The organism is Morganella morganii, assembly GCF_019242955.1.
In the GTDB taxonomy this organism is placed as follows: Bacteria; Pseudomonadota; Gammaproteobacteria; order Enterobacterales; family Enterobacteriaceae; genus Morganella; species Morganella sibonii.
Map to the genome: position 1 here is coordinate 1,728,743 of NZ_CP066129.1, position 12,829 is coordinate 1,741,571.

The window sequence follows — 12,829 nt, forward strand, 5'->3', positions numbered from 1 at the left end:
TTTCTGTTATCAGGTATAAAAATATTTCAGCACATGGAAGAAGACCGGGGCGGCAAAGCAAAGGGAGTCCAGTCTGTCCATCATACCGCCGTGTCCCTCAATCATCGCACCGAAATCTTTGATCCCGCTGTCCCGCTTGATAGCGGACATACATAATCCGCCCGCAAAACCGGCCAGGCAAATCATCAGTGACAGCAGGAAGGCGGCCCACGGACTGAACGGCGTGGCCCACCACAACGCCATCCCGACCAGGCTGGCACTGACGATCCCGCCGATAAAGCCCTCAACGGTTTTATTCGGGCTCAGTTTCGGCACAATCGGGTGCTTGCCGAACAGCTTGCCGAACACGTATTGCAGTACATCGGAAATCTGAACCACGATCATCAGAAACAGCAGCAGATTGATATTATCCGTAAAACCCGGGATCGGCAGAACCAGCAGTGCAGGGGCATAACTGAGGCAGTAAACTGCAATCATCACACTCCACTGGATTTTTGCCATCCGCTCCAGGAAATGGCGGGTATCGCCGGAAAGCACCATCCGGGTCGGAATAAACAGGAAAGCATATACCGGGATAAAGACCGCCAGCAGGTTATACCACTGGATACCGACCAGTACATACTGCACCGGCAGGATGATAAAGAAGCACCAGAACAGCGCACCGTGGTCGGCGCGGTGTGTCGGTGTCAGCGTGATAAGCTCACGCAGTGCCAGCAGGGACATAAAGGCAAACAGCACCACCGAGCCGATTGGCCCGATACTGATAGCGACTGCCGCAATGATACACATCAGCCACCAGGCACGGATGCGGGCATTGAGGTTGCTGATAACGGAGGTATTTCCCTTAATCTGTTTCAGGATCAGACCGATAACCGTTGCCACTGCCAGGAACCCGAACAGTCCGCTGAAGATCCAGAATAATTCATTATCTTTCATGATGTATTGCCTCTAACGCCAGGCGGGTCCGTACTAAAAAGTCCGCTTTGCTCTCTTCTTCTCCGGCCGGTTCAGCCGGGGCACCGAATGTGGCAGTGCAGATCACCGGCACAACCAGCCGCGAGCCTTTCGGCAGTACACGGTTGAGATTTTCCAGATACACCGGCACCAGTACGGCGTCCGGATTATTACGTGATAAATGCCAGAGTCCGGCTTTGAAATCCTGAATTTTTTCACCGTCGCCGCGCGTGCCCTCGGGGAACAAAATCAGGGAATCCCCGCTGTTGAGGACGTTTTGCATCACGTCCAGCGGATTTTCAGCCGGGGTGGCATTCTGCTGCTCATTGTCAGCGGCCGGTTCAATTTTTTTACCGCGGGCGATCAGCACCGCACCGAATATGCGTTTGGCAATATAACGGCGGAACCGGGTTTTATCCCAGTAATCCTGAGCGGCGACCGGATGAACATGTTTGCGTGCGGCGTTGCTCAGGCAGGACCAGATCACCAGCCCGTCGAGATGACTGGAGTGGTTGGCGTAATAAATACAGGGTTTGCCTTCCGGCAGCGGAGCGTTCTGCTTTGCACGGATGCCGGTCAGAAACCGGCATACCGACACCAGCAGCGCCGAGACAATTTTTTGATCCGGTGAAAACGTTTTACGGGTCATCCTTTATTATCCTTATGTAAATCCTCTATCAGTATGCGGGTACGGCGCACAGCAGTCCAGAAGGCGCCAAGGGTGATCACCCACAGGATGATAAGAAACAGCCACTGGGCCTGATACAGCGGGATAAAACAGGCGGCAACGGTACCGGCCGTCAGCAGCGCCATCCGGTGCTGCTTTGCCATCGGGCCGGAAAATTTCTGCGGTTGCTCACAACTGCCGCCGAGTACGCGGACATAGGCGGTCATCATCGCCATCAGGGCAGCCGCCCAGCCCAGTTGCGGGGCATAGGCCACAAAACCGGCCAGCCCGTAACCGGCAATAACGAGAATAAGACTGTCTGAAATACGATCCGGCAAATCATTAAAGACGGCACCGGCAGGGCTGCGCAGTCCGCCTTCCACCGCGACCATTCCGTCCAGCAGATTGCAGATAAGCCGCCCCTGTATCATCAGCGCCGCCAGCAGAAACAGGACGATACGCAGCACAGTGAGTTCACTGTTCAGTGCACCATATAAGGCGGCAGCGGCAAACAATGCACAGACAGAACCGGCAACAGAGATACCATTCGGTGTTGCGCCGCGCCGTTGCAGCAGGCGGGCGGCAGCGGTCGCCCAGCGGGTCTGCCGGGCCTTTATCGGACGTCTGTCCCTGATTTCTGATTCCATATCCTTTCCGTCATGTGAAAATTAATCTGTTGATAATATAAGGTTTCGTGGCTTATTAATAATAGTGATACGGCAAAATCGTTAAATATTTTGTTATACAGCCGATTGTACGGGCAGTGCGGATAACGGCATATCTTAGCTGAAAAGCGACTAAGGAAAGCTGCCGCCCTTATGGCAGGATAACGGTGTAACCAGGCAGACTATTATTGAGGTGATTATGTCAGAACAATCCCGCCGTTCTTTGCGGAGAGAAACCCGGCTGACGCAAAGCGGCCGTAACCCGGCAGCGCAGCACGGATTTGTGAATACCCCGGTATACCGCGGCTCCACGGTTGTGTTTCCGTCGTATGATGCACTGATCAACCGCCGCGCGGAATTCCATTACGGCACGGACGGTACACCGACGATTGCGGCACTGGAAAATGCCTGGAGTGAGCTGACCGGTGCCGCAGGCACGGTTTTATCCCCGTCAGGACTCGGTGCCGTGACTCTGGCACTGCTGACCACACTGAAGAGCGGTGATCATCTGCTGATGACCGATTCTGTCTATCACCCGACCCGGCAGTTATGCGGCGGCCTGCTGGCGAAAATGGGGGTCACCACCACCTATTATGACCCGCTGATCGGTGCGGGGATTGAATCCCTTATCCGTCCGGAAACAACCGTGATTTTCCTTGAATCCCCCGGATCCCAGACCTTTGAGGTGCAGGATGTTCCGGCGATTACGGCGGTGGCAAAACGTCACCATATTACAACTGTTATTGATAACACCTGGGCGACCCCGCTCTTTTTCCGTGCCCATGAACACGGCTGTGATATCTCCCTTGAAGCCGGAACCAAATATCCCGGCGGCCATTCCGATGTGCTGATGGGACTGATTTCCGCCAATGAACAGTGGTGGCCGGAACTGCGCAAAACCTACGATCAGATGGCGATGCTGCCGGGAGCCGAAGATTGTTTCCTGGTACTGCGCGGGCTGCGCACGCTGCATATCCGGCTGAAGGAGGCGCAGAACCGGGCACTGAAAGTTGCGGAGTGGTTACAGTCACGTCCGGAAGTCAGCAAAGTGCTGCATCCGGCATTTCCGGAATGCCCGGGACATGAGATCTGGAAGCGGGATTTCACCGGGTCGTCCGGTCTGTTCTCTGTGGTACTGGATGAAAAATATACCCCGGGTGATCTGGCCGGAATGCTCGACGGGCTGGATATTTTTGCTATGGGGTATTCCTGGGGCGGCTTTGAGAGCCTGATTATCCCGTTTGACTGCAGCCGTTACCGGACCGTTACCCGCTGGCAGCCGGGCGGGCTGACACTGCGCCTGCAAATCGGTCTGGAAGATACGGATGACCTGATCGCGGATTTAACCGCCGGATTTGAACGGCTGAACGCAGTGCACTGAGACAGAAAAGAATCAGCCCGGCGTGACCGGGCTGATTCTCAGAAAGGTAATATCAAATATTCGGCAGATAACCGGCGCTTTTGATGAACTCAATAGAGATCACCAGCAGGCCGAACAGGAAGATAAAGAGCAGCACACCATTACCGCCTGCAACACGGTAAGCACCGGCTTTCGGGTTCTGCCGTACTTTCCACGCTAATAATGATGGCAGGATCAGCGCCAGGAAGGAAAGCGCCATCGCGGCATACGCCAGTGCACCGGTGAAGCTTTTGTAATACAGGGCACAGATCAGCGGCAGAGCGAACGTCAGAATCCCGGTCTGAGTACGGCCGAATGCGGAGTTTTTACGTCTGAACAGATCGGCCAGGTAATCGAATAACCCCAGCGCCACGCCCAGGAATGAAGTGGCCAGTGCCAGATCCATAAACAGGCTGACTGCGATATCCACATATTTATTGGCAACGGTTTCGCTGAGTGCGGTCAGTAACCCGTCAAGGCCGGATTTCTGCGCCAGAATACCGAAGAAGGTATCAGACGGGATCGCGCCTAGGGTCGCAACCTGCCACAGCAGATACGCCACCAGCGGAATGGCACTGCCGGTCAGGAAAATAAAGCGCAGCTTTTTGCTGTCGCCGTTCATGTAATTGACCAGGCTCGGCACACTGCCGTGGAAACCAAAAGAGGTAAATACCAGCGGGATAGCGGAAAGCACCAGGCCGTTCTGGATCGGCATGCTGACAAGGTTAGTCATATTCACATGCGGCATCATGACGGCGAGCATGATGATCAGAAAGATAATTTTGCCGGTGAACAGGATACGGTTGATAAAATCAACGGAGTGAGTCCCGACACACACCACAAGGCCGCCTACCAGGGTGAAGATGATAGTAGCCGTACCCGGTGTAACGGATAATTGCCACCAGTTCTGCAGGCTGGCGGAGATCATTTCCCCTGCGCCACCGATATACGCGGTAGTCAGCGCATACATCAGTAATAACATACTGAAACCGGTCAGGAGCTGACCCGGTAATCCGAGGTATTGACGGGCGACACTGCCTAAGCCGGTATCCGGTGAACTGTACTGATAAACTTCAACCATCAGTAATGCGGTATAACTCATGATAGCCCACAGGCCGATCAGAATAACCGCAATGACCGGAAAACCGATCCCCGCAGCCGCCAGGGGCATTGCCAGCATACCGGCACCGATCGTTGTTCCCGCAACAATCAGAACACTGCCGAGTGTACGATTTTTCACCAAAACCTCATGATATTTCAATCAATAATATGTGAGCAAAGCGTAATGAAAAACCGGAAAGGTGTCAAATTTAAATTACGTATATCGTAAAGATATCGTTACATTACTGGTGTAAAAAAACCGGATTGCTGATCCGGTCACATTATCATTCAGAGTTCGATTTCAATATCACTCAGCGGGTAACAACTGCAGGGCAGAATTTCACCATCATTAATAAACGCCACCGGCCGCTGCCGGTAACCGACTTTTCCGCGTTTCAGGCGGACACGGCAGGCACCGCAATAGCCTTCACGACACTGGTATTCCACCGGGACGGATTGTTCGAGTGTATTGAGCAGGTTGTTGTGTTCTTCACTGACATAATGCAGATGAATACCCTGCATGTTGCCATGCAGGGTGACTTTGTAGCGGGACATCAGAGCTCGAAATTACTCAGTTCGTCGGTATTAACTTCAGAGTCAATCTGACCGACCAGATAGGAGCTGACTTCCACTTCCTGTGGTGCCACCTGGACGTTATCCGATACCAGCCATGCGTTGATCCACGGAATCGGATTCGAACGGACGCTGAACGGCAGTTGCAGACCCACCGCCTGCATGCGGATATTGGTGATATATTCCACATACTGACACAGGATATCTTTGTTCAGACCGATCATCGAGCCGTTGCAGAACAGGTAATCTGCCCACTCTTTTTCCTGCTCCGCTGCGCGGACAAACAGGTCATAGCAATCCTGCTCACACTCTTTGGCGATTTCCGCCATTTCCGGGTCATCCTGGCCGCTGCGCAGCAGGTTGAGCATATGCTGGGTGCCGGTCAGGTGCAGGGCTTCATCACGGGCGATCAGTTTGATGATTTTGGCATTACCTTCCATCAGTTCGCGCTCGGCAAAGGCAAAGGAGCAGGCGAAACTGACATAGAAACGAATCGCTTCCAGTGCGTTGACACTCATCAGGCACAGATAAAGCTGACGTTTCAGGGCACGCAGGGTAACCGTAAAGGTTTTGCCGTTTGCCGTGTGCGTACCTTCACCAAACATATGATATTCATTGGTCATCCGGATCAGGTCATCATAATAGCCGGAAATATCTTCCGCACGCTTGATGATCTCTTCGTTTGCCACGATATCATCGAACACCACCGCCGGGTCATTCACGATATTACGGATAATATGCGTGTAAGAACGGGAGTGAATGGTTTCCGAGAAAGACCAGGTTTCGACCCAGGTTTCCAGCTCCGGAATGGAGATCAGCGGCAGCAGTGCCACATTCGGGCTGCGGCCCTGGATGGAATCCAGCAGGGTCTGGTATTTCAGGTTACTGATGAAAATGTGTTTTTCGTGATCCGGCAGGGCATTGTAGTCAATGCGGTCGCGGGACACGTCCACTTCTTCCGGACGCCAGAAGAAGGAGAGCTGTTTTTCAATCAGTGATTCAAAAATCGGGTACTTCTGCTGATCATAACGGGCAACGTTTACCGGCTGCCCGAAGAACATCGGTTCTTTGAGCTGATCATTATGTACCTGTGAAAATGTTGTATAAGCCATTCTGTTTACCTTAAATTTTACACGCGCCGCCTTCACAGCCATCATCGTCGGCAATAACCACTTCCTCAGGGAGATCTTCCTGGGTATCTTCCGCGCCATCGCGGGTATTGTGGTAATAAAGTGTTTTTACACCGTATTTATAAGCCAGCAGCAAATCTTTAAGTAACTGGTTCATCGGTACTTTGCCGCTCGGGAACCGGGTCGGGTCATAGTTGGTGTTGGACGAAATTGCCTGGTCGACAAATTTCTGCATAATCCCCACCAGCTGGAGATAGCCCTCGTTACCCGGCATCTGCCATAACAGCTCATAGGCGGATTTCAGGCGCTCATACTCCGGCACCACCTGACGCAGAATACCGTCTTTCGAGGCTTTTACGCTGATATAGCCGCGTGGCGGCTCAATACCGTTGGTGGCATTGGAAATCTGCGATGATGTCTCTGACGGCATCAGGGCGGACAGGGTGGAGTTACGCAGACCGTGTTTTTTGATCTCTTCGCGCAGGCCTTCCCAGTCATAATGCAGTGGTTCGTTAGTCAGCTGATCCAGGGTTTTCTTGTACGTGTCGATCGGCAGAATACCCTGTGAATAGGTGGTTTCGTTAAACCACGGGCATGCACCGTACTCTTTCGCCAGCTCATTGGAGGCTTTCAGCAGGTAATACTGAATAGCTTCAAAGGTGCGGTGAGTCAGGTTGTTTGCGCTGCCGTCGGAATAACGCACGCCGTGCTTCGCCAGATAATAAGCAAAGTTAATCACACCGATACCCAGGGTACGGCGTCCCATTGAGCCTTTGCGTGCCGCTTCAATCGGATAATCCTGGTAATCGAGCAGGGCATCCAGGGCACGTACCGCCAGGATAGCCAGCTCTTCCAGCTCATCGAGGTTCTCAATAGCACCCAGGTTGAACGCAGACAGCGTACACAGTGCGATTTCCCCGTTCGGATCATTCATGTCGTTGAGCGGTTTGGTCGGCAGGGCGATTTCCAGACACAGGTTGGACTGGCGCACCGGCGCGATAAACGGGTCAAACGGGCTGTGGGTGTTACAGTGATCCACGTTCTGAATATAGATACGGCCGGTAGACGCACGTTCCTGCATCATCAGAGAGAACAGTTCCACTGCTTTCAGCGTCTGTTTGCGGATAGACGGATCTTTCTCATACTGCTCATAAAGACGTTCGAACGCATCCTGATCGGCGAAGAACGCGTCATATAACCCCGGTACATCCGACGGACTGAACAGGGTGATATCCTGGCCTTTGATCAGGCGTTCATACATCAGTTTGTTGATCTGGACGCCGTAGTCGAGGTGGCGGACACGGTTGCCCTCAACACCACGGTTGTTTTTCAGCACCAGCAGGCTTTCCACTTCCAGATGCCATATCGGGTAGAACAGCGTTGCCGCACCACCGCGCACACCGCCCTGAGAGCAGGATTTCACTGCGGTCTGGAAGTGTTTGTAGAACGGGATACAGCCGGTATGGAATGCTTCACCGCCGCGGATCGGGCTGCCGAGTGCACGGATACGGCCCGCGTTGATACCGATACCGGCACGCTGGGACACGTATTTGACAATCGCACCGGAGGTCGCGTTGATGGAATCCAGGCTGTCACCGCACTCGATCAGCACACAGGAGCTGAACTGGCGGGTCGGGGTGCGGACACCGGCCATGATCGGTGTCGGCAGAGAAATTTTAAAGGTTGACGTGGCGTCATAGAACCGGCGGATATAATCCAGACGGGTCTCTTTCGGGTAATGCGAGAACAGACAGGCCGCAACCAGGATATACAGGAACTGTGCACTTTCATACACTTCACCGGTAACACGGTTCTGAACCAGATACTTCCCTTCCAGCTGTTTGACCGCGGCGTAGGAGAAATTCATGTCACGCCAGTGATCGATGAACTCATTCATCTGGTCAAATTCAGCTTCGGTATAATCGGTTAACAGATTTTCGTCATATTTACCGGCGGCAACCATTTTCTGCACATGCGCATATAACGCAGGCGGCTCAAACTGGCCGTAGGCTTTTTTACGCAGGTTAAAAATAGCCAGGCGTGCGGACAGATACTGATAATCCGGTGTTTCAGCGGAGATCAGGTCGGCTGCGGCCTTAATCATGGTTTCATGAATATCTGCGGTACGGATCCCGTCGTAGAACTGAATCTGGGAACGTAACTCGACCTGAGAGACAGAGACATTATTCAGGCCTTCAGCCGCCCAGGTAATGACGCGGTGGATTTTGTCTAAATCGATACGTTCTTTGTGACCATCACGTTTGGTAACAAGCAGATTCTGGTTCATCAGTTGATATACCCTGTTTTGAAAATGACACCTTATTGTGATTAACGCGCTGATAACGTGTATCCGCCCGATAAAAAACGATCCCCGGAACAAATATTCCGGGAAAGTCAATAGCGGGCGCTGAGCGATTTAAACACAAGATGTAGTGTGTCTGTAAAAGATGGGTAACAAGATAATGATAAATGCGCTCCGGATCAAGTGCATAAAATCAGGATCTTTTGTGGATAACTTGAGGATAGTCACCCGCTGACAGAGTGGTAAGCACCGAGATCACTGACAAAATGAAACTGTGCTTACCTTATTACGCAAAGCGATAATTTTAGAAAAATGCGATTTGTTTGGCGTTTTATTAATCGGCGGAGCAATTAACTTGACACTATAAAATAAAACGCGTATGCAACATATAATTTACATCCACATTAGGTGCCAGCCAGAATTTATCGCTTAACGGATTGTAATGTAAGCCGGTCATATGCTGCTCACGCAGGCCGGTGTTATTCAGCCAGTCAATCAGTTCTGCCGGGCGGATAAATTTTTTCGCGTCGTGTGTGCCGGGCGGTACCATCTTCAGGATATATTCTGCTGCGATAACGGCCATAAACCAGGCTTTTTTGTTGCGGTTAATGGTGGAGAACACCACATCGCCCCCCGGCTTCACCAGGCGGGCACAGGCCCGTACCACGGAGGCAGGGTCGGGTACGTGCTCCAGCATCTCCATACAGGTCACCACATCATACTGCTGTGCATGCTGTTCAGCGTGCTGTTCAACAGTCTCCTGAACATAGGTGATATCCGTACCGCTTTCCAGGGCATGCAGGCGTGCAACCTGAAGCGGCTCGGTGCCCATGTCCAGTCCGGTGACGTCCGCACCTTCCCGCGCCATACTTTCTGCCAGAATTCCGCCGCCGCAGCCGACATCCAGCACTTTCTTTCCGAATACACCGTTAACCCGCTGCTGAATATAGGCCAGACGCAGCGGATTGATCCGGTGCAGCGGTTTAAATTCACCCTCAAGATCCCACCAGCGTGAGGCAACATCCTCAAATTTTTTAATTTCGGCAGGATCGACGTTGGCTGTCAGCGGGGAAGCGGTATCATTCATGGTCTTTATTCTCTCTCTTGCTGCGGCAGAACCTGCCGGAATACGCGATGGCGTCAGTATACAATGCCGGACGCGGATGCGTCAGAAATAAAATACTCTCCCGATTTCTCTATCTCTTTTTTTAAACATTGGCGATTTGTGGTATAGTTCCACACCTTTGAATCCGGAGTGAATGAGGGATACTGGCTCCATGAGCGACAATGCCAAAGAAATCTTGCCCGTTAACATCGAAGAAGAGCTGAAAAGCTCATATCTGGATTACGCCATGTCCGTTATTGTCGGACGCGCACTCCCCGATGTCAGGGATGGTCTGAAACCGGTTCACCGCCGCGTGTTATTCGCGATGAAAGAACTGGGTAACGACTGGAATAAAGCCTATAAAAAGTCTGCCCGTGTGGTCGGGGACGTGATCGGTAAATATCACCCTCATGGTGACAGTGCTGTGTATGAAACGATTGTCCGTCTGGCTCAGCCGTTCTCAATGCGCTATATGCTGGTGGATGGCCAGGGTAACTTTGGTTCAATCGACGGTGACTCCGCAGCCGCAATGCGTTATACGGAAGTCCGTATGGCGAAAATTGCCCATGAACTGTTAGCCGACATTGATAAAGAAACCGTGGATTTTGTGCCGAACTATGACGGTACCGAAATGATCCCGGAAGTGATGCCGACCCGCATCCCGAACCTGCTGGTTAATGGTTCATCCGGTATTGCTGTCGGGATGGCAACCAATATTCCGCCGCATAACCTGGGTGAAGTCATCGACGGCTGCCTGGCCTATATTAATGATGAAGATATCAGCATCGAAGGCCTGATGGAGCACATCCCGGGACCTGATTTCCCGACTGCTGCTATTATCAACGGCCGCCGCGGTATCCTCGATGCTTACCGCACCGGCCGCGGTAAAATTCATATCCGTGCCCGCGCTGAAGTGGAAACGGATGAAAAATCCGGCCGCGAAACCATTATCGTTAATGAAATTCCGTATCAGGTGAACAAAGCCCGCCTGATTGAGAAAATCGCCGAGCTGGTTAAAGAGAAACGTCTGGAAGGCATCAGCGCACTGCGTGATGAATCCGATAAAGACGGTATGCGCATTGTGATTGAAATCAAACGCGATGCGGTCGGCGAAGTGGTACTGAACAACCTGTATCTGCTGACACAGATGCAGACCACGTTTGGTATCAATATGGTTGCCCTGCATCAGGGACAGCCGAAGATCCTCAATCTCAAAGAGATTATCAGTGCGTTCGTGCGCCACCGCCGTGAAGTGGTGACCCGCCGGACAATTTACGAATTACGCAAAGCCCGTGAACGTGCCCATATCCTCGAAGGTCTGGCGATTGCACTGGCCAATATCGACCCGATTATCGAGCTTATCCGTCGTGCACCAACGCCTGCGGAAGCAAAAGCCGGTTTACTGGCACAGGCATGGGAACTGGGTACCGTTGCAGCAATGCTGGCCGGTGCCGGTGATGATGCCGCGCGTCCGGAAGGCCTGGATGAGCAGTTTGGTATCCGCGACGGTCTGTATCATCTGACCGAAGTTCAGGCTCAGGCAATTCTGGATCTGCGTCTGCAGAAACTGACCGGCCTGGAGCATGAAAAACTGCTCGATGAATACCGTGAGTTACTGGAACTGATCGCCGGTCTGCTGCATATCCTGCAAAGTCCTGAGCGCCTGATGGAAGTTATCCGTGAAGAGCTGCAGGCAGCAAAAGATCAGTTCAATGATGCGCGCCGTACTGATATCACCGAAAACACCGCTGATATCAACATTGAAGATCTGATCAGTCAGGAAGATGTCGTGGTGACACTGTCCCATCAGGGCTATGTGAAGTATCAGCCACTGACGGACTATGAAGCTCAGCGCCGCGGCGGGAAGGGCAAGTCTGCCGCCCGCATCAAAGAAGAAGACTTTATCGAACGTCTGCTGGTGGCGAACACGCACGACACCATTCTCTGCTTCTCCAATAAAGGGAAGCTGTACTGGCTGAAAGTGTATCAGTTACCGGAAGCCAGCCGTGGTGCCCGTGGCCGTCCGATTATCAACATATTACCGCTGGATCAGGAACAGAACGAGCGTATTACCGCTATTCTGCCTGTCCGTGAATATGAGGAAGGCAAGTTTGTCTTTATGGCGACCGCCAGCGGTACCGTGAAGAAAACCTCCCTTCAGGACTTCAGCCGTCCGCGTAACGCCGGTATTATTGCCGTTAACCTCAACGAGGGCGATGAGCTGATTGGTGTTGATCTGACTGACGGCAGCAATGAAGTGATGCTGTTCTCTGCTGAAGGTAAAGTTGTCCGCTTTGCGGAAGATGCTGTCCGTGCCATGGGCCGTACTGCAACCGGTGTCCGCGGTATCCGTCTGAGTGACGATGATGTGGTGGTATCACTGATTATTCCGCGCGGCGAAGGTGAAATTCTGACCGTCACCGAAAACGGCTACGGCAAGCGGACAGCAGAAGCTGAATATCCGACCAAATCCCGCGCCACTCAGGGGGTTATCTCCATTAAAGTGAGTGAGCGTAACGGGAAAGTTGTGGGCGCTATCCAGGTGGATGCGGATGATCAGATTATGATGATCACCGATGCCGGAACGCTGGTTCGTACCCGCGTCTCTGAAGTCAGTATCGTGGGCCGTAATACCCAGGGTGTGACGCTGATCCGTACCGGAGAAGAAGAGAAAGTGGTTGGTTTGCAGCGTGTTGCTGAGCCGGAGGAAGATGAAACTGATTTTTCTGACGACGGCGAAGAAACAGATGCGGCATCTGATGATAATACAGAAGAGAATAATGATTAATATCACCGGTTTCCGGTAATATAAATCAGAAAAACCGATAAAGCAGGAACAATAATATTGTTCCTGCTTTTTATTTACCCCGGGGATTTTGTAAACATCGCACAGTGGTATATCCTAGACATAACAGTCTGAAACCTCATGAATA

Annotated in this window: 10 protein-coding genes; 2 read left to right on the top strand and 8 right to left on the bottom strand. The window is 52.2% G+C overall.

Annotated features, from left to right (window positions below):
- Window positions 1-9: 9 nt before the first annotated feature.
- The 3 genes from JC793_RS07890 to JC793_RS07900 are packed head-to-tail and all read right to left on the bottom strand — an operon-like array spanning window position 10 to window position 2,268.
- Window positions 10-936 (bottom strand): phosphatidate cytidylyltransferase, encoded by a 927-nt coding sequence (locus tag JC793_RS07890; protein ID WP_046892381.1) that lies wholly within the window; start codon window positions 934-936, stop codon window positions 10-12.
- On the bottom strand, window positions 926-1,603 hold the full coding sequence (locus tag JC793_RS07895; protein WP_112550436.1) for a lysophospholipid acyltransferase family protein: 678 nt from the start codon (window positions 1,601-1,603) through the stop codon (window positions 926-928). Before JC793_RS07895 ends, JC793_RS07890 begins: the two co-directional genes overlap by 11 nt.
- On the bottom strand, window positions 1,600-2,268 hold the full coding sequence (locus JC793_RS07900) for a CDP-alcohol phosphatidyltransferase family protein (RefSeq protein ID WP_218428115.1): 669 nt from the start codon (window positions 2,266-2,268) through the stop codon (window positions 1,600-1,602). The genes JC793_RS07895 and JC793_RS07900 overlap by 4 nt, the downstream gene beginning before the upstream one ends.
- A 217-nt stretch (window positions 2,269-2,485) precedes the next feature.
- On the opposite strand from JC793_RS07900, the gene metC reads away from it, so the two are divergent.
- Window positions 2,486-3,667, top strand: coding sequence for a cystathionine beta-lyase (gene metC / locus JC793_RS07905; RefSeq protein ID WP_107679371.1), 1,182 nt, complete (start codon window positions 2,486-2,488; stop codon window positions 3,665-3,667).
- A 52-nt stretch (window positions 3,668-3,719) separates the two neighbouring features.
- Here the strand turns inward: metC and tyrP are convergent, their stop codons facing one another.
- From tyrP to ubiG, 5 genes are all read right to left on the bottom strand, one after another.
- The gene (gene tyrP / locus JC793_RS07910) at window positions 3,720-4,865 is read right to left on the bottom strand and encodes a tyrosine transporter TyrP (RefSeq protein ID WP_243847005.1); all 1,146 of its coding nucleotides are present in this window, start codon (window positions 4,863-4,865) and stop codon (window positions 3,720-3,722) included.
- 209 nt (window positions 4,866-5,074) lie between these two features.
- Window positions 5,075-5,341 carry a class I ribonucleotide reductase maintenance protein YfaE gene (gene yfaE / locus JC793_RS07915; protein ID WP_046892376.1) on the bottom strand — a complete coding sequence of 89 codons (267 nt, stop codon included), beginning with the start codon at window positions 5,339-5,341 and terminating at the stop codon, window positions 5,075-5,077.
- The gene (gene nrdB / locus JC793_RS07920; RefSeq protein ID WP_046892677.1) at window positions 5,341-6,471 is read right to left on the bottom strand and encodes a class Ia ribonucleoside-diphosphate reductase subunit beta; all 1,131 of its coding nucleotides are present in this window, start codon (window positions 6,469-6,471) and stop codon (window positions 5,341-5,343) included. Before nrdB ends, yfaE begins: the two co-directional genes overlap by 1 nt.
- Window positions 6,472-6,481: 10 nt before the next feature.
- Window positions 6,482-8,776 (bottom strand): class 1a ribonucleoside-diphosphate reductase subunit alpha, encoded by a 2,295-nt coding sequence (nrdA, locus tag JC793_RS07925; protein WP_072871823.1) that lies wholly within the window; start codon window positions 8,774-8,776, stop codon window positions 6,482-6,484.
- Between the two features lie 376 nt (window positions 8,777-9,152).
- Window positions 9,153-9,878: a bifunctional 2-polyprenyl-6-hydroxyphenol methylase/3-demethylubiquinol 3-O-methyltransferase UbiG gene (gene ubiG / locus JC793_RS07930; RefSeq protein WP_052927406.1), complete on the bottom strand. Its 726-nt coding sequence runs from the start codon at window positions 9,876-9,878 to the stop codon at window positions 9,153-9,155.
- Window positions 9,879-10,068: 190 nt separating this feature from the next.
- Here ubiG and gyrA point away from each other — a divergent pair, with 190 nt between their 5' ends.
- Window positions 10,069-12,684, top strand: coding sequence for a DNA topoisomerase (ATP-hydrolyzing) subunit A (gene gyrA, locus JC793_RS07935; RefSeq protein ID WP_166708949.1), 2,616 nt, complete (start codon window positions 10,069-10,071; stop codon window positions 12,682-12,684).
- Window positions 12,685-12,829 lie beyond the last annotated feature (145 nt).

Bases quoted from the DNA above. Each gene is read 5' to 3' on its own strand.
- gyrA (WP_166708949.1), top strand. From the start codon at position 10,069: ATGAGCGACAATGCCAAAGAAATCTTGCCCGTTAACATCGAAGAAGAG.
- yfaE (WP_046892376.1), bottom strand. From the start codon at position 5,341: ATGTCCCGCTACAAAGTCACCCTGCATGGCAACATGCAGGGTATTCAT.
- JC793_RS07890 (WP_046892381.1), bottom strand. From the start codon at position 936: ATGAAAGATAATGAATTATTCTGGATCTTCAGCGGACTGTTCGGGTTC.
- JC793_RS07900 (WP_218428115.1), bottom strand. From the start codon at position 2,268: ATGGAATCAGAAATCAGGGACAGACGTCCGATAAAGGCCCGGCAGACC.
- metC (WP_107679371.1), top strand. From the start codon at position 2,486: ATGTCAGAACAATCCCGCCGTTCTTTGCGGAGAGAAACCCGGCTGACG.
- nrdB (WP_046892677.1), bottom strand. From the start codon at position 6,471: ATGGCTTATACAACATTTTCACAGGTACATAATGATCAGCTCAAAGAA.
- JC793_RS07895 (WP_112550436.1), bottom strand. From the start codon at position 1,603: ATGACCCGTAAAACGTTTTCACCGGATCAAAAAATTGTCTCGGCGCTG.
- ubiG (WP_052927406.1), bottom strand. From the start codon at position 9,878: ATGAATGATACCGCTTCCCCGCTGACAGCCAACGTCGATCCTGCCGAA.
- tyrP (WP_243847005.1), bottom strand. From the start codon at position 4,865: ATGCTGGCAATGCCCCTGGCGGCTGCGGGGATCGGTTTTCCGGTCATT.
- nrdA (WP_072871823.1), bottom strand. From the start codon at position 8,776: ATGAACCAGAATCTGCTTGTTACCAAACGTGATGGTCACAAAGAACGT.